General features: G+C 44.7%; 19 protein-coding genes. 12 read left to right on the top strand and 7 right to left on the bottom strand.

Features of this window, described 5'->3' with window-relative positions:
- Window positions 1-172: 172 nt before the first annotated feature.
- The gene (locus tag HUB64_RS00560; RefSeq protein WP_173496136.1) at window positions 173-877 is read left to right on the top strand and encodes a DJ-1/PfpI family protein; all 705 of its coding nucleotides are present in this window, start codon (window positions 173-175) and stop codon (window positions 875-877) included.
- A 64-nt stretch (window positions 878-941) separates the two neighbouring features.
- Here HUB64_RS00560 and HUB64_RS00565 read toward each other — a convergent pair whose 3' ends face one another.
- Window positions 942-2,588, bottom strand: coding sequence for a hypothetical protein (locus tag HUB64_RS00565; RefSeq protein WP_173496137.1), 1,647 nt, complete (start codon window positions 2,586-2,588; stop codon window positions 942-944).
- A 191-nt stretch (window positions 2,589-2,779) separates the two neighbouring features.
- Window positions 2,780-4,000, bottom strand: coding sequence for a threonine/serine exporter ThrE family protein (locus HUB64_RS00570; RefSeq protein ID WP_105250515.1), 1,221 nt, complete (start codon window positions 3,998-4,000; stop codon window positions 2,780-2,782).
- 157 nt (window positions 4,001-4,157) lie between these two features.
- Between HUB64_RS00570 and HUB64_RS00575 the strand changes: the two genes are divergently transcribed.
- The 3 genes from HUB64_RS00575 to gntR all read left to right on the top strand — a co-directional run bounded on the left by HUB64_RS00575 (window position 4,158) and on the right by gntR (window position 8,424).
- Complete coding sequence (locus tag HUB64_RS00575; RefSeq protein WP_173496138.1) at window positions 4,158-4,568, top strand: MAPEG family protein; 411 nt, start codon at window positions 4,158-4,160, stop codon at window positions 4,566-4,568.
- A 215-nt stretch (window positions 4,569-4,783) separates the two neighbouring features.
- Entirely contained in the window at window positions 4,784-7,204 is a 2,421-nt protein-coding gene (locus HUB64_RS00580; RefSeq protein WP_173496139.1) for a YgiQ family radical SAM protein, read from the top strand.
- A 221-nt stretch (window positions 7,205-7,425) separates the two neighbouring features.
- A complete protein-coding gene (gene gntR / locus HUB64_RS00585; RefSeq protein ID WP_173496140.1) occupies window positions 7,426-8,424 on the top strand; it encodes a gluconate operon transcriptional repressor GntR in 999 nt (332 codons plus the stop codon).
- Between the two features lie 53 nt (window positions 8,425-8,477).
- On the opposite strand, the gene gntU is transcribed toward gntR, so the two are convergent.
- Window positions 8,478-9,821, bottom strand: coding sequence for a gluconate transporter (gene gntU, locus HUB64_RS00590; protein WP_105250511.1), 1,344 nt, complete (start codon window positions 9,819-9,821; stop codon window positions 8,478-8,480).
- 85 nt (window positions 9,822-9,906) lie between these two features.
- Between gntU and HUB64_RS00595 the strand changes: the two genes are divergently transcribed.
- A complete protein-coding gene (locus HUB64_RS00595; protein ID WP_173496141.1) occupies window positions 9,907-10,467 on the top strand; it encodes a gluconokinase in 561 nt (186 codons plus the stop codon).
- A gap of 374 nt (window positions 10,468-10,841) precedes the next feature.
- Here HUB64_RS00595 and HUB64_RS00600 read toward each other — a convergent pair whose 3' ends face one another.
- From HUB64_RS00600 to speFL, 4 genes are all read right to left on the bottom strand, one after another.
- Window positions 10,842-11,996, bottom strand: coding sequence for a porin (locus tag HUB64_RS00600; RefSeq protein ID WP_173496142.1), 1,155 nt, complete (start codon window positions 11,994-11,996; stop codon window positions 10,842-10,844).
- Window positions 11,997-12,120: 124 nt separating this feature from the next.
- Entirely contained in the window at window positions 12,121-13,440 is a 1,320-nt protein-coding gene (gene potE / locus HUB64_RS00605) for a putrescine-ornithine antiporter (protein ID WP_105250509.1), read from the bottom strand.
- Between the two features lie 86 nt (window positions 13,441-13,526).
- On the bottom strand, window positions 13,527-15,689 hold the full coding sequence (gene speF / locus HUB64_RS00610) for an ornithine decarboxylase SpeF (RefSeq protein WP_105250508.1): 2,163 nt from the start codon (window positions 15,687-15,689) through the stop codon (window positions 13,527-13,529).
- 321 nt (window positions 15,690-16,010) lie between these two features.
- Window positions 16,011-16,127 (bottom strand): leader peptide SpeFL, encoded by a 117-nt coding sequence (gene speFL / locus HUB64_RS23340; protein WP_100199882.1) that lies wholly within the window; start codon window positions 16,125-16,127, stop codon window positions 16,011-16,013.
- Between the two features lie 470 nt (window positions 16,128-16,597).
- On the opposite strand from speFL, the gene HUB64_RS00620 reads away from it, so the two are divergent.
- The 7 genes from HUB64_RS00620 to HUB64_RS00650 all read left to right on the top strand — a co-directional run bounded on the left by HUB64_RS00620 (window position 16,598) and on the right by HUB64_RS00650 (window position 23,451).
- Complete coding sequence (locus HUB64_RS00620) at window positions 16,598-17,140, top strand: YbhB/YbcL family Raf kinase inhibitor-like protein (RefSeq protein WP_173496143.1); 543 nt, start codon at window positions 16,598-16,600, stop codon at window positions 17,138-17,140.
- A 24-nt stretch (window positions 17,141-17,164) separates the two neighbouring features.
- Window positions 17,165-17,923: an AraC family transcriptional regulator gene (locus HUB64_RS00625; protein ID WP_173248072.1), complete on the top strand. Its 759-nt coding sequence runs from the start codon at window positions 17,165-17,167 to the stop codon at window positions 17,921-17,923.
- A 49-nt stretch (window positions 17,924-17,972) separates the two neighbouring features.
- On the top strand, window positions 17,973-18,323 hold the full coding sequence (locus HUB64_RS00630) for a YkvA family protein (protein WP_168826089.1): 351 nt from the start codon (window positions 17,973-17,975) through the stop codon (window positions 18,321-18,323).
- Window positions 18,324-18,516: 193 nt separating this feature from the next.
- On the top strand, window positions 18,517-19,914 hold the full coding sequence (locus HUB64_RS00635; RefSeq protein WP_105250504.1) for a hypothetical protein: 1,398 nt from the start codon (window positions 18,517-18,519) through the stop codon (window positions 19,912-19,914).
- A 2-nt stretch (window positions 19,915-19,916) separates the two neighbouring features.
- The gene (locus HUB64_RS00640) at window positions 19,917-20,954 is read left to right on the top strand and encodes an acyltransferase (RefSeq protein WP_105250503.1); all 1,038 of its coding nucleotides are present in this window, start codon (window positions 19,917-19,919) and stop codon (window positions 20,952-20,954) included.
- Between the two features lie 95 nt (window positions 20,955-21,049).
- The gene (locus tag HUB64_RS00645; RefSeq protein WP_105250502.1) at window positions 21,050-21,655 is read left to right on the top strand and encodes a hypothetical protein; all 606 of its coding nucleotides are present in this window, start codon (window positions 21,050-21,052) and stop codon (window positions 21,653-21,655) included.
- A gap of 575 nt (window positions 21,656-22,230) precedes the next feature.
- The gene (locus HUB64_RS00650; protein ID WP_105250501.1) at window positions 22,231-23,451 is read left to right on the top strand and encodes an EAL and HDOD domain-containing protein; all 1,221 of its coding nucleotides are present in this window, start codon (window positions 22,231-22,233) and stop codon (window positions 23,449-23,451) included.
- Window positions 23,452-23,476: the final 25 nt, after the last annotated feature.

Here is a 23,476-nt window from a genome sequence, read left to right on the forward strand (position 1 = left end):
GTGATTTTTGCTTAAGTGGAACAGATAGGCTCAGGTGTACCATTTGAAACATGCGGGCGGGTTTGTGCCTGATGGTTAGGAATAATGGGCTTTATAGTGACGGTCATAGGGTTAACTGCAATGACAGTGTTACCTGAAATATGAAATTGTCACTACCGATGGAGAATCTGTGATGAGTGAAAATATTGAAGCTGCTCAAAGTGATAAAACAAATTATCCAATCAAACACAAATTAAGAGTAGGTATTTTTCTTTATCCCGGCATGACGATGCTCGATGCCTATGGGCCACTACAGTTTTTAGCCTTTGTGCCATCTTTTGAAACTTTCACTTTTGCGAAAACCAGCATGCTATTACCCTGTGATGCGGGCGTTAACTTACAACCTAATTACGATTTCGATAATTGTCCGCCGATAGATATCCTTTTAGTGCCTGGGAGCGCAAATCCTTTGGCGCAAATACAGGATGAGAAAGTCATTTCTTTCTTAAAACGCAAGGGGGAGCAAGCGCAATACATTACATCTGTATGCACTGGTGCCTTGATTCTTGCAGCAACAGGTTTACTTAATGGTTATCGCACGACCACTCACTGGGCTTATGCTTCAGTATTGGCACAATATCCTCAAATTACTTTTGAAAATAAACGTATTGTGATTGACCGTAATCGGATCAGTGGCGGCGGTATTACTGCAGGGCTCGATTTTGCTTTGGCACTCATTGCCAATATAGAGGGTGAACAACAGGCTAAAACACTGCAGTTATTGTTTGAATATGATCCTAAACCTCCCTTTAATTGCGGTTCTCCCATATTGGCAGACGCTTCTCTGGTACAGAGGGTTGAACAGGAGGTCAGGCAGATAGCGTCAGGATTATTTTAGGCCACAAGGCGCCAAAGATTGTCTTAAAAAGTACATAGTTCATACGATTATTATGTACCTTAGTTTAAAAACTGCTTTTCACTAGGAATCGCCATTCCCAGCTGTTTACTGACTCGCCGCCCGTATAAGGGAGTGAAAAATCAATATGGGCTACGTTGCCATAGCTGGATCGAGAGGAATAAATCCGCGCGCCTATGCCTATGCTACCCAGTGGACCGCTGACTTCGTTATTCTCGGCGAGTTGGCCGCCGGAAGCTTGACCCAGATCGGCAAAGACTGCCCAGCCTAATTCAGCCAGTTGGTATAAGTTGATATTGGGGTAGTTGCGTATCTCGGCGGTCAGTAACCACTGATTATCCCCTTGTTGGTATTCGTTTGGATAACCGCGCACGCCAGTTTCATCCCCTAATCCTTTTGTTAGATCCAGATAAGTGTTCTGTGAAAGGCTAGCCCAAGCTTTGCCATAAGCCGTCCACTTAGGATGAATTTGATAGAAGTATTCGGCTTGAACATCGACCTTATAAGTATCTTTTTGAGTGGTGCCGATAGTGCTTGTTCCCCCCATTTCTAACAGCCACAGTTGATCGTTAAACTTATACCCGCCAGTGCTTTGCCAGTTAACGTGGTAGCCTAAGGGATTATTATCACCTATATCATTGGTTTCTATGCCGAATTGCACATAGTGATGCCAACCTAAGTTAAAGTCTTCATTATTGGTGATCAGGTGAACATTATTCAGTACGTGGAAATCATCTTCGATAAACTCGTACGCGACCCAAGGGTACATAAAGTCCCTGTCTTGAGGGAGCATGGACGTAGGATAGCGCTCAGAATGGGCAAACTCGTGCTTGTCTTGGGTGACACCAGTAATAAAGCGAGAAAGGTGCTGACTGTTTTTATTAATTAACCAGCCATATTGCAGATTGAGATAGTCGACTGTGTGTGTGAACTCATTCACCTCTTGCCCATTTTGTCTGAGGGTATCTGTACGGTTATCGTCTAAAAACTCCGCCGAATACATGGTACTCGTATTGAGGGAATAGAAGGGCTTACTCACATAAACGTGTTTAGCTTGGCCGTCGCTATTGTTGTAGAACTCAGCGGCAACTGTGCCGTGTTCAATAATGCTGAGCGGAGCTTCGAAAGCAAATTTATAGCCATTCCGGGATTCATTGGATTGATATTTAAGTCGAGTGCGGATCCCCGTTCCAAGCAAGTTGTCTTCTTTGAGCCCGAAGGAGTAACGGGTGTCGCCACCTGAACTACTCAAACTCGCTGTCGGTAATAATGACCAATTATCCCAGGTCTCCACCACCACGGACTCAACGGATGGATCGACATCGGCTTGGGGATCTTTTTCTGCGATATAAATTTTCGCATCGCGAATGTAAGGCATTGCCCGCAAAAGTCGTTGGGATTCGTCGAGATCTTTTTGTGTGACAGTATCATTTTCGCTGAAGGTTAGATTATCGAGAACCACATATTCTTTGGTATTGATATGCAGGGCGTTAGCCCAGCGGTGAATGAAAAAAGCATCGGGATCTGACTCATCAAAAATGGGGTTATTGGCCACCACAATCTTGCTGACTTTTTGTTTGGTTTGATCTTGGTTTGCGGGATCGGCGAGCTTAGCCTCTTCTGCTTGGGCAATCCTGATTAGGTTGCCAACACAACAAGATAGGATGCATGCATACTGAAAAAATTTCTGCATAAAAGGCCACTCCCATGAAATCGACGACTGCAGCGAAAACAATTTCACGTTGCAATTCACAATTTAATAACACATGGAAAACGAGTGTTAGTCAAGGAAACATTTTAATAAGTTTCTTATTTTACTTAAGGTTAGCTTAAGATTATCTTGAGGTAGCGGCTGGGCGCGGGCTCCAGCCGGATTAGCGATTGTTACAGTGTACGCCTAGGTGGGACAGCGACGTTAGCAAAGATGAGCCCCGCAATCAGCGACATAAAAATCAAAAAGATTTGCGAGCCTATGTGCGACTGATTGAGCATGGTCTCTCCTGAGATCAGTGCATTGAGTCCGATATAGGTTTTACTGCCGGGGACTAAGATCACTATTCCCTGCAACAGGGCGATGGAGGCTGGCGCCTTCATCCAGCGGGCGAAGAGGTTAGAATAAATTCCTACTGCTAAGGCACCAAAGAAGATCCCCACCGAATCACCAAAATAATGTCCGCCGAGCATGGCTGAGAAAAACGCCACTATCCCAGCCAATACGCCCCAAGGCGAATCTTGCATCCTTGCTTTGAAAATAAAAACCAGCGCCATAGATAGAATCGGAACCGCCGACCAAATTGCCCAGCGAGGTAAACCCTCAGGTTCTATGTGAATCGCTTCGCCGAACATAGCTTTACCGATTGCCATGCCGAGCACTGCGCCAAAGTACAGCTTAAATAATTGCATGCTCGCATCCATGATGCGCGCCGTGCCAGAAATTAAATCCCGTGCGGCGAGTTCGGCTAAACCTAAGGTTAAGGCTAAGCCGGGAATAAAAATAATAATGGAGGAGAGGATCACTACTGGGATATTAATATTTGGATCGATACGCGCTATGCCACAGGCTGCGATGGCGCAAAGGATAGTGGCGAAGGGTTCGAGCACTTCGGCCATGCGGGCCGAGCGTTCGGCACGGTATACCAAGCCATAGACGAATAAGCCTAATAATCCTGACCAAAATACATCGTTCCAACCCGTGCCCATCAGCATAGCGAAAGCGGCGGCAGAAGTTCCAAAAGAAAAGCAAGTTAATACAGGGCCATAGGGATTGGGTTTATTGGCAATTTCTTCTAAGCGATCTAAGGCCTCGGCCAAAGTGCGTTTACCTGAGGTTAACTCATCGACCAATTCATCGGTGCGGGCGAGTGAACCTAAATCGAGTTCACCGGGCTTAACGCGAGCGGCATGGTTATATTCTTGATCGGTATCATGTTGCAAAACGAAGGTCATCGACGTCGGAGAAATAAGGAAATAGCCTTCGATACCTAAGGTGCGAGCAACGGTTTGTAAGTGGGTTTCTAGACGATAAGCGGGTGTGCCAAACTTATGCAAGGCTTTGCCTAGCTTTATGATAAATCTGCGTTTTTCGATAAACTCGTCGTTATCCAATCGGGGTATTCACTGTATAAAAAGTTGTAGGGAATGACGCGCGCATATTAACCTATCTTGTCTATAAAAGGTTAATGGCTTTTAACCTTAATACAAATAAATTGCTGATTTTTTGCAGCTCGGGCTATAGTCAGCTTTTTGATAAGGGGAAATAGGCATGTCTTTGATGGTAACGGGTCTTTACGCTAGCCTCACAGGGCTATTAATTGTCGCTTTGGCTTATCGAGTAGTGAAATTAAGGCGAGGTCAGAAAATCGGCCTAGGCGATGGTGGTAACAGCACCTTAGCTTTGGCTAATCGAGTGCATGTTAACCTGATCGAAAATGCGCCTATCGTATTGATTTTAATGCTGGTGGCCGAAGCGGGTGGCTTGCCTGCATTTTATTTACACTGTTTGGGGACCGTGTGGATAGTGGCGCGCTTACTCCATGCTATTGGCTTAACTCAAGGCCAAGGTGGTTACCATTTTGGTCGTTTTTGGGGCGTATTGCTCACTTGGCTAGTGATTATCAGTTTGGCGTTGGTGAATTTGTTGCATTTTGCTCAAGGTTTAGGAAAGGGTCTCTAGGCTCGCAGGTTTGGGCGGTCAATTCCGCCCTAAGCCATATCCATAGCGGATTTAGGGGTATTACGCTTCTGGCTCAAATACCCCTGAAAATGCCTCGATTGGTGTTTTTTTAATCGCATTTATCCTCCATTCCCTGCTATACTCCGCGTCCCTAAATTGGCGTAACTTATTTTCGTGGCGCCTTTATTCGACATTACGTTTTCGGGTCACAATCCATGCAAGTTGAATCCACACTCTTTAGTCATCCCAAGTATTGGGCCACGGGCGACAGCACTGCGCCTTTCTTACCTATGTCTCGCAAGGAGATGGATAAGCTTGGTTGGGATAGCTGTGACATCATCATAGTCACAGGCGACGCTTATGTGGATCACCCAAGCTTTGGCATGGCGGTGATCGGCCGTATGTTAGAGGCTCAGGGTTACCGAGTTGGGATTATTTCCCAGCCAGATTGGTCGAGCAAAGACGCCTTTATGCAATTGGGCCGCCCGAATCTGTTTTTTGGCGTCACCGCCGGTAACATGGATTCGATGATCAACCGTTACACTGCCGACCGTCGTTTACGCTCCGACGATGCTTATACTGCGGGGGATATTGGTGGTAAGCGCCCAGATCGCGCCGTGACTGTGTACACCCAGCGTTGTAAAGAAGCCTTTAAAGATGTGCCTGTGATTATTGGTGGTATCGAAGCCAGTTTACGCCGCATCGCCCATTACGATTATTGGTCGGACAAAGTGCGTCGCAGTGTGATTTTCGATGCCAAGGCCGACATTTTGATGTACGGCAACGCCGAGCGTCCTTTAGTTGAAGTGGCACGCCGCTTAGCCGCCGGTGAACCGATAAGCTCGTTGCACGATGTGCGTGGCACAGCTGTTATCCGTAAAGAGCCACTGCCCGAATGGCGCGGTATGGACTCGCGCAAGATTGACCAACTGCACAAGATAGAGCCGCTGCCGAATCCTTACGGCGCCGATGATGTGGGTTGTGCTAACTTGTCTGGCCCGTCGGATGTGAAAATTTTCGATAACGAAGCCCCTAAGCCTATTAGCGTTCAACCGCCTAAACCTAAGCCATGGGATAAAACCTATGTGCTGCTGCCAGCGTTTGAAAAAGTCTCTGAAGACAAATATTTATATGCCCATGCTTCACGGATTTTGCACCAAGAGCAAAACCCAGGTTGTGCCCGTGCGTTATTTCAACCCCATGGCGACCGCGCCGTTTGGGTGAATCCGCCCGCATGGCCGCTCAATACCGATGAGATGGATGCCGTATTCGATTTACCCTATCAGCGCATTCCTCATCCTATCTATGGCAAGGAAAAAATCCCTGCCTACGACATGATCAAGACGTCTATCAACATCATGCGTGGTTGCTTTGGTGGCTGTTCTTTCTGCTCGATTACCGAGCATGAAGGTCGAATCATTCAGAGTCGCTCACAAGAGTCGATTGTTAAAGAAATCAAAGATATTCAGGAAAAAGTGCCAGGCTTTACTGGGGTGATTTCCGATTTAGGCGGCCCAACCGCCAACATGTATCGTTTAGGTTGTACCAGCGAAAAGGCTGAAAAAACCTGTCGTCGTCTTTCTTGTGTGTTTCCATCGATTTGCGGCCACTTAGGCACAGATCATAAACACACTATCGACCTATATCGTGCGGCACGTGCCGTACCTGGCATCAAGAAAGTATTGATTGCCTCTGGCGTGCGTTACGACTTGGCGATCGAAGATCCGGCCTACGTTAAAGAGTTAGTGCAGCACCATGTGGGCGGCTACTTAAAAATCGCCCCTGAGCATACCGAAGAAGGTCCGCTCAGCAAGATGATGAAGCCCGGCATGGGCGCCTACGATAAGTTTAAAGAATTGTTCGACAAGTTTTCTAAGGAAGCGGGTAAAGAGCAGTTCCTGATCCCTTACTTTATTTCGGCGCATCCAGGCACGACCGACGAAGACATGGTGAACTTAGCGTTGTGGTTGAAGGAGCGTAAGTTCAAGCTCGACCAAGTACAGAACTTTTATCCGTCACCGATGGCGAATGCGACCACGATTTATCATACCGAGTTAAACTCGCTGAAAAACGTTAAGCACACCAGCGAAGTGGTATCGGTGCCGAAGAAAGGGCGCCAACGTCGCTTGCACAAAGCATTGCTCCGTTATCACGATCCTGCGGGTTGGCCATTAATCCGTGAAGGCTTAACCGCCATGGGGCGTGAAGACTTGATCGGTAATAGTCCGCATCAGTTAGTGCCGCCAGAAGGTCGAAATGAGCGCGGACCTAAGTGGATGAAAGATGCCAACCAAGGCCAAAAAGCCTTTACTCGCTTCTCGGGCAATCAGTTTGATGACCGCAAGGGCGACGGTAAATCTAAAAGTGCAGCTAAAGGCGGCGCGCAAGCTCAGGCTGGTGCTGAGTCAAAACCCGCTGCTAAAGGCGGAAAACCAGCAGCGAATGGCGCTAAGCCAACGGGATCTAAACCCAGTGGAGTCCATTCGAGCCGTCCGGGAGCGAAGGCGCCCTTCGGCCAGTCTGGTTTTAAGGCCGGCGGCGCTCAAGCGAACAGCAGTGCTAAAGGCGGAAGCCCATCAAAAACGGGTGGCAAATCTGCAGGAAAGCCCTCTCAGGGTCGCCAACAGGCTAAGTAACACTTTTCGCCATCACAAATAATGTTTAAAGGCTGCTCCAGATATGGTTTGGAGTGGCCTAGCTAGCATGGTCATTCCGCTAAAATAGTCCTCAACTGGTATCGCTGGGCGAACTATTATAAGATCCCTGTCTGATGTTTATGTCTACTATTTGTTTATATTCGATATTTTAGCTATACATCTCACCCATATCCGCGGTTCGTTAACTAACATTAGATATTATGAATAAAAAGCGTAGACCCAGTCTTCAAGACGTTGCCGATCAAGTTGGGGTCACCAAAATGACGGTGAGTCGCTATTTAAAAAATCCAACAAGGGTGGCGCAAAGCACTCAAGAGAAGATTGCTGTCGCACTAGAAACCTTAGGTTATATTCCTAATCGCGCGCCGGAAATTTTAGCGCAAGCAACCAGCCGCGCTATTGGCGTGTTAGTGCCTTCGTTAACCAACCAAGTATTTGCTGAAGTGCTGCGCGGTATCGAGAATGTGACCGGCAAACGCGGTTATCAAACCATGCTGGCTCACTATGGGTATCAGGCCGAATTAGAAGAAGAGCGGGTGGCATCACTGCTCTCTTACAATATCGATGGCTTACTCTTGTCCGAAAGTTACCACACGCCGCGTACCGTGCGAATGATTGAAACGGCAGGCATTCCGGTCATCGAAATGATGGATAGCGTGTCGCCTTCGATTCAACAGTGTGTGGGTTTCGATAACACAGCGGCCGCATGCGAAATGGTTAAGGCCATGATTGCACAAGGCTATCGCCACATAGCCTACCTAGGCGCGCGCATGGATATTCGCACTCAGCTTAAGATGCGAGGCTACGAGTTAGCGATGCAGCAAGCTCGGCTTACATCTTTGGCGATGACCACAAATGAGGCCTCGTCGTTTTCCTTGGGGGCGTCGTTATTGCAACAAACATTAGCGAAATATCCTTATGTGGATAGTTTTTTCTGCACCAACGATGATTTAGCGGCGGGGGTGATATTTGAGTGTCAAAGACAAGGCATCAAGATCCCTGAACAAATTGGCGTTGCAGGGTTTCATGGCCATGATATTGGCCAATCTATGACGCCAAAATTGGCGAGCATTATTACGCCGAGAAAAGAGATTGGTCGAATTGCTGCTACTGAGCTATTAGACAGGTTAAATGGCAAAGAGATAGCAGAATCGGTTATCGACCTGGGCTATCGTATTGATTTAGGGGAAACACTGTAGACTTCCCCTCGTTCTTTCGCTTAACGACTTATGTTTGTCATCACAGGTTATCGTTAGAGAAACGCAGAGATGATGACTGCAACTATGCCGCCCGTCGTGCCGATAATGGTCTCCATTACAGTCCAAGTTTGCAGTGTTTGTTTTTCTGATAATCCAAGAAAACGGTTAGCGAGCCAGAAGCCTGAATCATTGACGTGCGAGAGCACAATCGAACCACCGCCAATGGCAATCGTAATTGCCGCCAATTGAGCCCCATCTAAGTTTAGTGGTTCAAGTATTGGGATGATAAGGCCGCAAGCCGTTAACATGGCCACAGTGGCCGACCCTTGGATCACGCGCACCGACGCCGACAAAATAAATGCCAGTATTACAATCGGTAATCCCGAACCTGCCAACATATTCCCCAATGCATCGCCGACACCCGAATCGATCAACACTTGCTTAAACACGCCGCCAGCACCGGTGACGAGAATAATGATCCCAGCAGGTTGTAACGCACTGCTACAGATTTCCATGATGCGCTCATTGGGAATATTGCGTCTCACGCCCAGTACATAGAATGCGATTAAACAGGCTAGCAAAATGGCGGTGAAGGGATGACCTATCAAGGCGAGCCAATTATGCAGATCGGATTTTTCATCAATAAAGCGTGACACCACTGTCTTTAAACCGATAAGCAGCAGTGGGAACACCACAATACTGATTGATAGCGCGAATGAGGGGATCGGTCCGCCTTCTCGTTCACCTTTTTCCTGCTGCTCGTGGGCAGGCAGCTCAACATGGACTTTTTGGGAGATGAGGCTGGCAAAGAGCGGGCCGCCTAGAATCATCGCCGGAATCGATGCCAATAAACCGAAGACTATCATGTAGCCAAAGTCGGCATTGAGCTGGGAAGCAACCAAAATAGGCCCTGGTGCAGGGATGAGAAATGCCTGACAAGTGGCAATACCCGCGAGCAGTGAAATACCAATTTTAACGACACTGCCGCCCCCTTTACGAACCACGGCAAAGGCGATGCCAATCAGCAGTACCACAGCAACATCGAAGAAGAGGGGGAGTGCACAGATAAAGCCTGTAAAGGTCATGGCCCAGTGAGCTTTGTCGTTACCAAATTTATTCAGCAGTGTATGGGCTATCTGATCTAGCGCGCCAGTCTCTTCCATTACCCGGCCAAACATGGCTCCCAAAGCGACCACTACCGCCACAAAGCCCAGTGTTCCCCCCATACCTTGTTGAATCGTATTGGTAATATCAGCTGGGTTCATACCAGAGAAAAGGCCGGCAATGATCGACACCAGTATCAGTGATACTACTGCATGTAATCTCACTTTCATCACTAAGAACAGTAGCAGGGCAATTGAACCCAGTGCTGTCAGAATCAATGACATATCAGACATAAGAGGACTTTTCCTTGTTAGTTAAGTTGTCCACATTTTTGTAGGTTACCGGTAACATGTTACCCGTAATATGATAGAGTGGGAAGTGACTAAATTCGAGAATTGGCATGAGGTTAACAAAGTGACTGAGAGAAAAAAAGGTAATAGCTATGTGTTCATGGGCGTCTCTAGTTGTGGCAAATCTTCGATTGGTGCCGCGGTAGCAAAGGCGTTAGAGACGAAATTTATTGATGGTGATGATCTGCATCCTAGAGCCAATATTATCAAGATGAAATCTGGCTCACCGCTCAACGATAGCGATCGTGCTCCTTGGCTTGAGCGCATCAACGATGCTGTGTATAGCATTGAGCAAAAGGGTGAAGAGGGGGTTATTGTCTGCTCTGCACTGCGTCGCCAGTATCGTGACTTAATCCGTCAGAACAATAGCAAGCTGGTGTTCATTCATCTATACGGAGATTTTGAATTAGTCAAAACACGCATGTTTGCCAGAACAGCCCACTTCATGCCGATTGAGCTACTCAAGAGTCAGTTCGACACGCTGGAAATGCCCGCGAATGATGAAGCTGACGTTATCCAAGTGAGCATAGACGGCACTTTCGAAGAAGTCGTACAACGCTGTATTAATGCGATAAATGGCGAAGGGTAAGGTCAACGTTGGCCATTGAAGTCAAGCGCAAAGTCGTAATGCACATCAGCTTAAACCGCTCAATTTTTTAGAAAAAAAGCCACTCCAGAAACTAACTTGGAGTGGCGTAGAGATAATGGTAAGCCAGCGGTACCATCCAATGAGCGTTACGGCGAGCGTTTGTAGACGGAACGTGCGCCGCACCTCAGCCTCAAATAAGCTCACGCATATGAGCGATGACGCGAGCTGCCTATCCTGCTAAACATGATTTAACTCAACATGTGATTAGAACTGTCACTAAAGACTGTTACTCAAAATCGTCCTGCTTCATGCGACTAAGCAATGCCAAAGTAGAATGAGCGCTTTAGAAACCTTAGCTAACATCTCCTTTAGTCCTAAAAAAAGTAGTTGATCCCCACTGCGAAGCTGTTGTCTTCCTGTGCTTCGAGTGCAGGATCATCCATATCACTGAAATCTAGCTTCATCTCGGCAAACATCACAGTGTCGTTACTGTAGCGATAATGCAGCCCCAGCATGGCAAATTGGCGAGTCCATTGACCTTGAATAGGCGTAGCTACATCTGTGTCTAAATCTAAATAACTGAGTACAACCATAGGCACAAAACCGTTGTCGAATTGATAGGCCGTCATCAACTCGGCACCAGTGGCGTCGTAGAGCTCGCCGTTGACCAGTTCATTATTTTTACTTTTGTGAGCGTTAAAGCCCACATAGAGACCGTTGGCCTCACGTCCTTCGGCATAGTGATAGTAGTCACCATACATGGCACCAATGCCGACAATTTCATTGGTTTCATCGACTTGGGTATTGCCTAAGTGGCCTTCAAAATCGCCGCGGTTAAAACCTGCGAGTAGCTTAAATTTATCGGTTACCGCATAAGTGATACTGGCGCCGTAGCTGCTGTCAAAACTCAGTTCTGAGTTGGTCATCTCGCTACCGTCATCGTTCTTTAGGCTGACATTACCATTGGTTTTGGCGGCATATTGCAGGGCGATTTGTACTGGGCCTAAATTATTACGGTAAATGAAGGCGGAATCGGCACGGCCTGTACCTGTGAGGCTGCCATCACCGAAGGTGTAAGCGCCAACGCTGTAACCTGCAAATACGTTCGGTAAATCTGTAGTGCCTGCGACATCGTAATAGGCGCCCCATTGTTTACCGAAACTCAGGTTGCCCCATGTATCATGGGACATGCCAACATAACCTAAGCGGTTATAGAGAAAATCATCGGTTTTTTCGGCGGCGAGTTTGCCCCCTTGCATCACTAGCCCATCGTCGCTGGAGACCATGTTGATCCCCCATTCTGTGGTAGCAAAAGCGGTCCAGCCATTTTTCTCGCTCCGTTCGAAGCTGAATCTTAGGCGTGACGAGTCGTCGATAACTGAAGTATCGTGGCTGTCATTTAATGCTGCAAACCCTAACCAACCTGTTAAATTTAATGTGTTTTTTTGATCTTTATAGAGTTCAACCGCCTGACTGCTGGTGGCCGTTAATAGCATAGGTAACACTAAAGCGAGACAAGTCTTATTCATAAATCCCCCGATAATGAGCAAGTATTCTCCAGGGGATCATAGGCTTGGCCTATGATCCCAGAGTTATCGTTAGTCTTGATGTGGATGTTGGTATTAATTGTTTCCGATCATGCGTTAGCCGTATTTAGGCTGGACGTGTGTCGGCAACAGGCGCTTGGTTTGAGATCACGCCGAAAATAGTCCAACCGAAGAAGGTGGCTATGGCGCCAAGCATCACTGCGGTTTCGCCTGAGCTGTACAGAGCATAGAAGCTATATAACGCACCGATTACGGCGATCACGTTGGCAACGCGGGCTTTATTGATAGGCACTTTTTGCTGTCTTTGCATTATGCCAAGCGCGGCCATAGATAAGATATAAGGCACAATGTTGGTGACGACGGCGAGGTTAACGAGTGCTTCGAACTGTTTGCTCAGTGATGGGCTAATGGTCATCAGCGATAATGCTGTTTGGATCGAGACGATAATAGTCATGCCCCAAATTGGCGCATCGGCTTTACTAACTTTAGAGAATATTTTAGGAAAAAATCCTTCATCAGCAGAGGCTTTAAACACTTGGGCAATAGTGAACTGCCAACCTAAGAGTGATCCAGTACAGGAGATAATGGCGCAGGCCATCACGATTTTACCGACTACTGGATTAAACATTTGTGCAAAGGCTAAACCGAATGGCGCATTCGACATGGCAAGCTCGGCATTTGGCACAATACCGGCAATGACGTTAGTGGAAACGATATAAATCACTGCTGCACCTAAGGTACCGCCCATAACGGCGATAGGTACGTTTTTTTCTGGGTTATCGACGGCTTCTGAGTTTGCACAGGCCGATTCTAAACCGAGGAACGCCCACAAAGTCATAGCGATAGAACCGCCTAACGCTTTGAAGAATGGCATATCATGCGGGTTCCATGCGCCTTTATAGAGGTCGATGTCAAACCAGAACCAACCAATTAAAGATACGCCAATCACAGGCAGAATAATCCCCCACACAGTCACGCTACTGACGCGACCCGTGATGCGGGCACCACCGAAGTTAGCAATGGTTGCCAACCAAAGTACGCCAATGGTCGCAAGACAAATTGCCATCGGGCTTAAGTTAACTTCGAGCAACACGGCTGCGTAACCCACGGCAGAGATGGCAATCGCGACGTTGGCGATTAACAGCGAGACGGCATAGGTGTAGTTGGCCATAAAGTTGCCTGAACGGCCGAAGGCATACTCGGCATAACCGCCCATACCACCGGATTTTTTACTGAACATACCGCACTTAGCAAAGGCGAAGGCGAGGGCCGTTGACCCTGCTGCTGTTACTAACCAAGATAAAATGGAGATAGTACCGACTTGAGCTAATTGGGTTGGCAGCATAATAATGCCCGAACCCATCATGTTGACTATGGTGATAATAGTTAATTGGACGACGCCAATTTTATTTTCTGATTTACTCATACTAATAACCTAATTTAGGTGACTTATTATAGGAGGCATGAATTTGACTGCAGAGTGGGGTTAATAAACTCTGCAGTCAGTCTTCATTATTTATTTAGTACATAGCCCATTGCTTGAATTTTGCCGTCTGCGGTATTTTCGAGATAAACACCTTGCAGTTCTGGTGAGAATCCAGGTAATAGGTTGATGCCTTCTTCAAGGGCAAGGAAATAACGCTGAACAGAACCGCCCCATATTTCACCTGGCACCATACATAACACGCCTGGTGGGTAAGGGAGCGCGCCTTCTGCTGCAATTCTTCCTTCAATTTGCGAGAGTGGAACTAATTCTACTTTGCCACGAATAAACTCTAGGTTTGCTTCCTGCGGGTCCATCACTTTTGTAGGGAAATGTGCTTTACGGAACATTTCTTTCTGCAGTTGTTTTACGTCATGGCTGACATAAAGATTGTGCATTTCTTGGCAGAGTTGACGGATAGAATAGTCTTTATAACGGGCTTTATTGGCATTATAAACGTTAGGTAATACTTCAGATAATGGCGCATCTTCATCGACTAATTTCTCGAAACGAGATATTTGTGATACCAGATGTTGCATCTTGGCCATATCTTCCGCAGGTGTCATCAGGAATAAAATCGAATTCAAGTCGCACTTCTCTGGAATAATATTATTTTCCCGTAAGAAGTTAGCCAGAATAGTCGCTGGAATACCAAATTCGGTATATTTGCCTGTTTCAGCATCTATGCCCGGTGTTGTTAATAAGAACTTACAAGGGTCAACAAAGTATTGGCCTTTTTCATAACCTTCGAAGGAGTGCCATTTCTGACCAGGTTCGAATTCGAAGAAGCGTAAGTCATCGGCCATTTGTTCGGTTTCATAGTCTTGCCATAGGCGGCCGTCGATCATTGTTGGCACGAATGGTTTGATATATTTACACTTTTTGAGCAATAGCTTACGTGCTTCGATACCCGCTTTTACCGCTTCGCGCCACAGATAACGACCACTCGCGCCTTCATGCATTTTCGCGTTTACATCTAGCGCCGCAAATAAAGGATAGAAGGGACTGGTAGAGGCATGCATCATAAAGGCGTTATTGAAGCGTTTATGGTTGCAATATCTATCTTGGCCTTTGATATGTTTATCTTTTTTATGGATTTGCGAGGTTTGTGAGAAACCGGCCTGCTGTTTATGCACCGACTGAGTCACGATAATGCCTGGATCTTCAGCAGTTAGTTCGAGCAAGAGTGGTGAGCAGTCATTCATCATAGGGATGAACTGTTCATAACCCACCCAAGCCGAGTCGAATAAGACGTAGTCACAAAGATGACCAATTTTATCAATCACTTGGCGAGCATTGTAGATAGTGCCGTCATAGGTGCCGAGTTGGATTATCGCCAAGCGGAATGGGCGTTTTTCATCGGCTCTTTCTGGCGCGACTTCACGAATTTGCTCTCTTAAATAGGACTCTTGGAAACAGTGGGCATCAATGCCACCAATAAATCCGAAGGGATTACGTGCCGTTTCTAAATAAACAGGTGTAGCACCTGCTTGAATTAATGCGCCATGGTGGTTTGATTTGTGGTTATTGCGGTCGAATAACACGAGGTCGCCTTTCGCTAACAGCGCATTAGTCGCGACTTTATTTGATGACGAAGTGCCGTTAAGTACGAAATAGGTTTTATCGGCATTAAAAACTTTGGCAGCGTATTTCTGTGCTTCCAGTGGAGCGCCTTCATGGATCAGTAAATCACCCAGTTTCACGTCGGCATTACACATATCCGCGCGGAAAATTGTTTCGCCAAAAAAGTCGAAGAATTGGCGGCCCACAGGGTGTTTACGGAAGAATTGTCCGCCTTGGTGACCAGGACAGGCAAAGGTAGAGTTACCCATTTCGACGTATTTTTTTAACGTACCGAAGAAAGGTGGCAATAGCGCTTGTTCATATTTACTTATTGCAGTCTCAACCTGTTTTCCGTAGAAGTCAGTGTTATCACCGCAGAGTTCAAATACCCCTGTAATCGATGAGCAAACATCATCAGGGAAGGTTTCTTCACAGCAAACTGAAACGAAAATGGGCAGTTTCAATCCTGTGTTTTTGATCTTTTCAACAATACCATTTCTAACATCATCAACAGAGACGACAGCCGCGCCCACATCGCAAAAATCTGTGGTTAATACATTGACAACTTCTCTGTCGATATCGAAACAAGATCTAACAGATAAGCTAGCGGCTACTTTTAATGATTTCATAGTTAATTTCCCTTTTACTTTATAAAAAATAGATACAAGTGTGCCTATACCTAATTAAAAACATTAATGGTATGAAAATTAGATATAGCTATTCCGTGCGCAGATTAAATGTGGTTATGCCAAAGTTACGAAATAAATATAAGTAGAAATATATTTATTGAGCGTATGAATAGCTTAGCCGCAGTAAAACTGCACTGATAAAAGAATGCTTTGATTAAGGTGTTAGATAATAAACCAAATAAAAACAGTACGATAAGTGTTTGCACCTATTAGGGCAATAGCACTTTAGACCTGTTAATTGGCCTACTACCTACGCTAAGGTTAGCGGAGGAAGATAAAGGAGTGATCGAAATAGTCACGTTGACTAGGCATCATGATATGCCGTGTGCGCCTGATATGCGCCATAATTTTAGATTTCCTCTTCATATACGACTCCATTATGACTTAGAGAAAATGGTTAGGTTTTTATTACGTAATGAAGTTTATATGCGAGTTATAAATAAAATCATGACCTATGTCTTATTTTTAAATAATTAGCACGTCAATTTAACTTAAATTATCAATATTAAATGGAGTCAATCATGCTTAAGTATCTTTATCTAAATTATGAAAGTAAATATTGTCAGCATTATTTAAATAATATTATTTGCATAAAATATCTTATTTCAAATATCTAATCTTAATTTAAAGGCTGCTGTAATCATCATTCCGATTTATACCGTATTTCATATTTGCATTTTTATGCAGATATTTTCGTTACAAAATCATCTTCCTGCTTGAAAAATGCAAAAATGATAACTTTTTTCTCACATTTGAGCATTTGGGGCAGAAAGTTGTCGTTTTAGGGCAGATGTTATTTTTTTGATTGACGTAAAGTGAGTCAGTTCGAACATGAATAGGAGATAGACATGAATAAAGGGTGGTTAGGGGCGAGTTTAGTGCTTGGGTTATTCGTTGGACAAGCAAGTGCTATGACATTAACGAGCAAAGATATGAGCGAGGGCAATAAACTGACATCGCAATTAGTGTTTAATGGCTTTGGTTGCCAAGGGGAAAATATTTCGCCGCAACTGACTTGGACTGAGGTGCCCACAGGAACTAAAGCATTTGCAGTGACAGCTTATGATCCTGATGCGCCAACGGGCAGCGGTTGGTGGCACTGGGCCGTATATAACTTATCCGTAGCGCAAACTTCGCTCGCACAAGGTGCGGGCTCGCATGTTGATGCTCTGCCCAAAGGCGCCATTGCCTTGAAGAACGATTTTGGTACTACAAATTTTGGTGGCGCATGCCCGCCCCAAGGTCATGGCGTTCACAGGTATGAATTTACTGTGTGGGCATTACCCAGTGCTTTAGAATTGCCAAAGGATGCTAGCCCTGCCTTATTGGGCTTTATGCTCAGGGCACAAGCGCTCGGCAGCGCCAAGTTGACTGCGGTATATAATCGATAATCCATTGATAATTAGGCTGGTGTCATGATCCGTATGTTTGAATATGATTCGAAGCAGGCACAATCTTTATCTCAAGTCCCTGTACATCAGCCGTCGATTATTCGGGTTATCTATGGTGAAAAGTCTCTGCTCTGGCAAGATGAATCTGTTTTAGTAGGCCAAGGGCAGTTACTGTTAATTCCTGCTGGTTCGCATATTAGCTTTGTTAATCGACCTTTTCTTGGGCGTTATCGGGCGGTGCAGTTATTACTCCCCCACGATTTACCCCAAGGCATTTTATCAAGCGCTACCGATTGGCGTGACCCTATGCCAGTCCAAAACATATCACGCGCTGTGGACTTAGCTTGGAATGCGCTATTACAGAGTTTGACCTTGTCTCTGGCCGATCCTGTTCAACTACATTATTTGGCCGCGTTACTGTTAAGTTTGCCGGATAAACGCAGTGTGAACTGGTTGTATGGACACACCCAACGCAGCGTGACTCAAGCGGCCTTGGCCTTGATGAGTATGAGTCCTTCGGCGTCATGGCAGCAGGAGGATATTGCCGACAAGTTACACATGAGCACGGCAAGCCTTAGGCGTAAATTGGCCTTAGAAGACACCAGTTTTAGGCAGTTACTGGCAGAAGTGCGGCTTTGTCATGGTTTAGCCATGTTGCAGAATTCGAGCGAGCCAGTATTGCAAGTGGCTTTGGCCTGTGGTTATCAATCTGCGGAAAAGTTTTCCTTACGTTTTAAGCAACAATTTGGCCTGACCCCTGCGGCTTATCGTCGTACACTGTGAAGTGGCATGGGTGTATACCCAAACAACTTTAGGGTACTGGAGAGATATGATGGCGGATGAGCAATTTACTGACAGCGGATTTTGGAACAAGATCAAACTCTTTAGCCGTCAAGCAGGTAGAGAGGTCATCGAGCGGGCACTATGGCTTTATTATGCAGCGCAACAACCCAATACGCCTAAGTGGGCTAAGTCAGTCATCTACGGCGCTTTAGCGTATTTTGTTTTGCCTTTAGATGCGATTCCCGATCTGACTCCTTTAGTTGGCTTTACCGATGATTTAGGTGCCCTTGCCGCTGCCCTGACTATGGTGACCTTATATATCGATGATGAAGTGAAATCCCTTGCGGCGGATAAACTCGCACTGTGGTTTGGAGATAAGCCGAGCGAACCTAAGACTTAAACCTATTGCGAACGCAATTGCCTAAGTGATGCAAAATTGTGCTAAAAATATGATTTCATTAAGAGTCGTTGATTTGGTTTTGACTGAGATTTTCTGGGGTAAAAATATTTTTTTGCAAATGTTTCACTATTGCTTGATTGCGCTATATGCTAGCGCTGTTTTGTAAACCCCTTGTGTTTGTTTAGGCAGATAAATGAAAAATATTATGGTAGTGATCCTATGGCTTTTAGGTGTCTCTGCCGCTACCCCCGCGTTTGCCGATGAGGCCTCTCCGGAACAACTCGCCCGTCTTTACCTCGATTTTATGGCACAGAATAGTCGCCAGAGCGAAGCTTTGTGGCCCGGTTTTCGCCTTGAAGATAAAGTACACCTCTTTAGTTATGGTGGTAATGTCTGGCTTCGACAGCCTGGTGGCGAAATAATCCAAGATAACAGTGTGTTAGAGTCGGTCAATCTGCACTCGGGTCTATCGGTGAGTTTCGGCTTTCCGCAATATAATGGCCAGCCAGGCGTATTGATCCAGCTCGAAGTGCCGAACATCCAATTTACTCGCGACACTAAGCCAACGGATTTAGCTTTTTTAATCTGGGCGAGCAATGGCTTGCATGAAGCCTTCCATTTTTATGCCCAATCCGAATGGCGAGTATTAGAAGACGGTAAGCGTTATGAGGGTGAGGTCTTTCCGCTCAACTTCGATGCTCGCTATTATCGTTTACAGTTATTTGATGCCTTAATGGCGGCGCTGGCACAACCTGAACAACAGTCATTACATCTTAGCTATGCAGCCTATTGGTTGCAGCAATGGCGCCAAATTGCGCCGAATGAAGATCGAGTCGGTTACATCAATGATCTTGTTGAAGGCAGCGCTAAGTACGTGGAATTGGCCGCTGGTGCGCGTGTGTTGAGTCAAAATCAAACTTTACTTGGTTATCAGCAAATACTGACAAAATATGTGTATGACTATTATCAACAGCAGAAGATGTGGGTTGGTTGGACGGCTGAGGCGGCAAATATTGGCGCTCTGGCGGGCATATTGTTGGATAGCACTCAAGACCCTTATGTATGGAAAGAGTCGGTCATGTCGGGTATGTTGCCTGTGGATTTACTACTGAACCGCGTAAAGCCAGTATCCCCGTTAGACAAGAAAGACACTAAACAAAAGAAACAGCTGCAGGAGATGCTAGCGTATTACCCTGCCACTCAAGCAAAACTGTCTCAATTGTTGTTGAATGTGCAGGATCCAAAAGTGCCGTTATTGGTTATGCCGAGCGTGAGCGATAGTAGCAGTTTTATTGATGTGGGTGACGTACGTTCTGGCTTTTATGTAGTGCCCTATCAAGAGGAAATGACTCAAGCTTATTTAGGGATGAGCGCGCAATTTAGTAACTTGTCAGTGAGTGGCAGTCCATTACTCGATGTTCCAGTACAAAATTTTTGTGAGGGCATTGAGGCGGCAACTCTGTTACCTTTAGCATTCCCCTTTCAGCGTGAGGGTCAGTATCTGGTATTCAACGAAGCGGAAGTCCATGGAACTATTAGGGTTTCTGCGAGTGTTGTTGATGGAAGAACCCTCTACTGTGCGATGAATTAATAATGAGAAAAAATCAGCTCGAATTTACCTACATGCGTGGCATTGCGATTATCTTTATCGTGCTTGGCCACAGTATTTACAACTCTGGTGAAGGTTTCCCGCTGTTGCTGGAAAATCTATTGCGTGGTGGCACGGCGTTATTTGTGTTTATCTCGGGATACTTTTTCCATCGCATTTTTTATAAGGATTTCGACTACAGCAAGTTTATGAAGAACAAAGTACAAAACGTACTTTATCCTTTTTTAGTTGTGTCATTGATTGGTCTATTTTGTTTGTGTTTGCGCTGGATATTTATGGAGCATCAGCCGCTCGATAATGTCTTGCTGAGTATTTTTTATACTGTGCGTAACGGTTATATTCTGTATCCGCACTGGTACATTCCCTTCATCATGGCGGTGTTTTTATTCTCGCCGATTTTTTTATGGTTTATCCGTTGCTCGCAGCAGATGCGTTGGACACTATTTGTACTGAGCTGTGTGGTAGCGATTCTATTGCATAGACCTATAGGTAACGTCAATTTCATCCACTCAGTCGTGTATTTTGTACCTTTCTACTTGATTGGTATTTTATATTCGCAAGATGAACATATTGTGACGCGCTTTGGCTCTATTTTCACCGCACTAGCGATGATTTTTTTAGTGGTGAGCTTAGTCGAACAAACTTACATAGTGCAGCATATTGGTAACTATCATAAGGCACCGTTTGATTACAACGGTATCGATTGGCAGTTTATTCAGAAACTTTGTTTATGTGTATTAGTACTGAATTTCTGTGAATGGTTGTCGGGACGAAGTCGTTTGCCTTGGTTAGTCGAAGTCGCTGAGATGAGTTTTGCAATTTTCTTTATTCATCCACTCTTCGATATGCTATTTAACACAGCTGCAACCGTAATGCGTTTCCGCTTTCCACCAGGTTCTGCTGTGACTAGCGTGCTCTTTTCCGCTGGGATTTTCATTTTCATGATGGTAGGCAGTATTATGACGGCTCGCTTTATCAAAAAGCGTCTGGGTAATCGATCGCGTACTTATATCGGCTGGTAATCACTTGGCTTATCATCACTAACACTAGGTGAAATTCAGTTTGAATTTATTTCCTAGTGTTAGGGTGTTTTTCATCTAAAAAAGTGGAGAACATAATGAATCCCAACATTACCATACCGAGCCTCGGGCTCATCAGTTTGTCTTTTATCGCGTTGCCATCCATCGCCGCTCAAGTTGAGTCGCTATCCACCAAGACGCAGAATACTTTTTTCGCACAAATTGCGGCCCATTGTGGCCAAGCCTTTGCGGGAAAAGTGGTATCGGGTGACAGTGCCGATTCGGCCTTTAGCGGCAAGTCGTTAATTATGCACGTGCGTGAATGTAGCGACACTGAGCTTAAGATCCCGTTCCATGTGGGTGATGACCACTCGCGTACTTGGGTGCTGACTAAAACGCAGCAAGGGCTTAAGTTGAAGCACGACCATCGCCATCAGGATGGAAGTGAAGATGCTGTGACCATGTATGGCGGCGACACTATGAATGATGGGACAGTACAGAAACAGTCATTTCCCATTGATAGGGAATCTATCGATAACTTCGTCAAGAATGGACTCACTCAGTCGATTACCAATGTGTGGCACATGGAAATTACGCCAACGATTTTTAGTTACCAACTCACGCGAGAACAACGCAATTTTAAAGTCGATTTTGATCTTACCCAGCCAGTAGCATTACCACCCAAACCTTGGGGACACGACTAGTGTTGTTATTAAGCTAGCTCAAAATGGTGTTCATCACCTGCTTATGTTGCCCGTTTATGTGGATAACGACACTACACGGGCTCAGCCTCGCATCAAATCCAGTCAAATCGTTGTGACATCCTCGCCAGCAAACCCTAGTGCGGTAAGTTCTTCATCTAGTATCACGGCTATGTAATGACGCCATTAACTGGCAATAAGCCAATAAGCCAATAAGTCCATTATGTCTAAAAGGATTAATAATAGTTTTTTTCAGTTTTAAGTGTTCTTTTTATTCATTTTATTGTGTTGCGGAATACTAGAATTGCGGTTCATTTAATACTTAATTTTTATGGATAAACAAGATGGTTATACCTAAAAATAGGTATTTATGTCTTGAGGATAATTTTTTAAATATTCACCTAAATTAAACATAAATCTGAGATTTAAACCGGATTTAATCACTACTTCTGCTAATTTATAGTCTAGGCTAGAAAAGTGCAGTTGAAAGATGGTGCACCTAGGTCTAGACTGAAAAATTAAAGGACTGATTCACTAATGATTATAAAGTTAAGTGACCCAAAGGGAAGAGGTGAACTATGCGCTTTTATATGGCAAGACAGCCTATACTGAATAGAAATAAAAACGTTGTTGCTTATGAGTTGCTCTTTAGAAATAGCCGGGATAACTATTTCCCACAGGGTGTTACAGACAATGTTGCTACAGCTAAAGTGTTTGTAAATAGTTATTTAAGTATGGATCTAGAGGATTTAACCGAAGGGAAGCCAGCATTAATTAATTTTCCATCTCATTTCTTGCGAGACCATTTATTATACATGTTCCCATACAAAAATATTATTGTTGAGGTATTGGAAACTGTTAGCCCAAGCGAGGATAACTTTATTTTAATTAAAGAGTTATTTAACTTGGGTTATTATCTTGCTTTAGATGACTTTGTTTATTCTCCTGAGTGGGAACGTTTTTTTCCTTTTTTTAAACTTATAAAAATTGATATAATTTCAACGCCTTTGGATAGTGTTTCTCATCTGATCCCTAAATTTAGACAGTATAATTTAAAACTACTTGCAGAGAAAGTTGAAACATTGGAAGAGTATAGGCTAGCTAAGTCACTCGGTTTTGATTATTTTCAAGGTTATTATTTTTATAAGCCAGAACTCATAGAGGGGAGTGAAATAGGTGCTACACAACATTTTGTTATGTCTATTTATAATGAGGTTTTTAAGTCTGATTTTAGTTATAAAAAACTTGAAAATTATTTTTCTCAAGATTTAGATCTTACTTATAAATTACTAAGATATGTCAATTCAAGTCAGTTTGAGCATGTGAATGAATTTACCTCTATTAAGCAGACTATGGTTTTTTTAGGTGAAAATAAACTTCGTAAGTTTGTAAGTCTCATTATTTTGGCTGAACTTAACCCCAATAAACCAGTTGTGTTAATTAATAATACTATAATCAGGGCTCGGTTATGTGAAGAGTTAATATCATTAATGGGATTTCCTTTGTTGAAAGAGTCAGCATTTTTGACTGGATTATTATCTACTTTAGATGCCATTTTAGATAAACCGATGAACAGAGCGATAGAGCCGCTTCCTCTTGAACAGCAAATAAAGCGTGCTTTACTTAATAATCATGGATACCTAGCTCATTGTTTACAACTTACTCTGGCGTATATGGAAGGTGATTGGGTTACTGTCGATTATTTCATTGATAATTATAATATTGATCCTGAGAGGCTCATCTCAGCGTGTGATAAAGTGTATAGCTGGTTTAATCAGTATAAAAATTCAGTTCAGTAGTAATGAATGCTAGTTTGCAATAAGG

It is taken from the genome of Shewanella sp. ISTPL2 (assembly GCF_013283205.1).
Taxonomy (GTDB): domain Bacteria; phylum Pseudomonadota; class Gammaproteobacteria; order Enterobacterales; family Shewanellaceae; genus Shewanella; species Shewanella oncorhynchi.

Bases quoted from the DNA above. Each gene is read 5' to 3' on its own strand.
- HUB64_RS00560 (WP_173496136.1), top strand. From the start codon at position 173: ATGAGTGAAAATATTGAAGCTGCTCAAAGTGATAAAACAAATTATCCA.
- HUB64_RS00565 (WP_173496137.1), bottom strand. From the start codon at position 2,588: ATGCAGAAATTTTTTCAGTATGCATGCATCCTATCTTGTTGTGTTGGC.
- HUB64_RS00575 (WP_173496138.1), top strand. From the start codon at position 4,158: ATGTCTTTGATGGTAACGGGTCTTTACGCTAGCCTCACAGGGCTATTA.
- HUB64_RS00580 (WP_173496139.1), top strand. From the start codon at position 4,784: ATGCAAGTTGAATCCACACTCTTTAGTCATCCCAAGTATTGGGCCACG.
- gntR (WP_173496140.1), top strand. From the start codon at position 7,426: ATGAATAAAAAGCGTAGACCCAGTCTTCAAGACGTTGCCGATCAAGTT.
- gntU (WP_105250511.1), bottom strand. From the start codon at position 9,821: ATGTCTGATATGTCATTGATTCTGACAGCACTGGGTTCAATTGCCCTG.
- HUB64_RS00600 (WP_173496142.1), bottom strand. From the start codon at position 11,996: ATGAATAAGACTTGTCTCGCTTTAGTGTTACCTATGCTATTAACGGCC.
- potE (WP_105250509.1), bottom strand. From the start codon at position 13,440: ATGAGTAAATCAGAAAATAAAATTGGCGTCGTCCAATTAACTATTATC.
- speF (WP_105250508.1), bottom strand. From the start codon at position 15,689: ATGAAATCATTAAAAGTAGCCGCTAGCTTATCTGTTAGATCTTGTTTC.
- speFL (WP_100199882.1), bottom strand. From the start codon at position 16,127: ATGGAGTCGTATATGAAGAGGAAATCTAAAATTATGGCGCATATCAGG.
- HUB64_RS00620 (WP_173496143.1), top strand. From the start codon at position 16,598: ATGAATAAAGGGTGGTTAGGGGCGAGTTTAGTGCTTGGGTTATTCGTT.
- HUB64_RS00625 (WP_173248072.1), top strand. From the start codon at position 17,165: ATGATCCGTATGTTTGAATATGATTCGAAGCAGGCACAATCTTTATCT.
- HUB64_RS00630 (WP_168826089.1), top strand. From the start codon at position 17,973: ATGGCGGATGAGCAATTTACTGACAGCGGATTTTGGAACAAGATCAAA.
- HUB64_RS00635 (WP_105250504.1), top strand. From the start codon at position 18,517: ATGAAAAATATTATGGTAGTGATCCTATGGCTTTTAGGTGTCTCTGCC.
- HUB64_RS00640 (WP_105250503.1), top strand. From the start codon at position 19,917: ATGAGAAAAAATCAGCTCGAATTTACCTACATGCGTGGCATTGCGATT.
- HUB64_RS00645 (WP_105250502.1), top strand. From the start codon at position 21,050: ATGAATCCCAACATTACCATACCGAGCCTCGGGCTCATCAGTTTGTCT.
- HUB64_RS00650 (WP_105250501.1), top strand. From the start codon at position 22,231: ATGCGCTTTTATATGGCAAGACAGCCTATACTGAATAGAAATAAAAAC.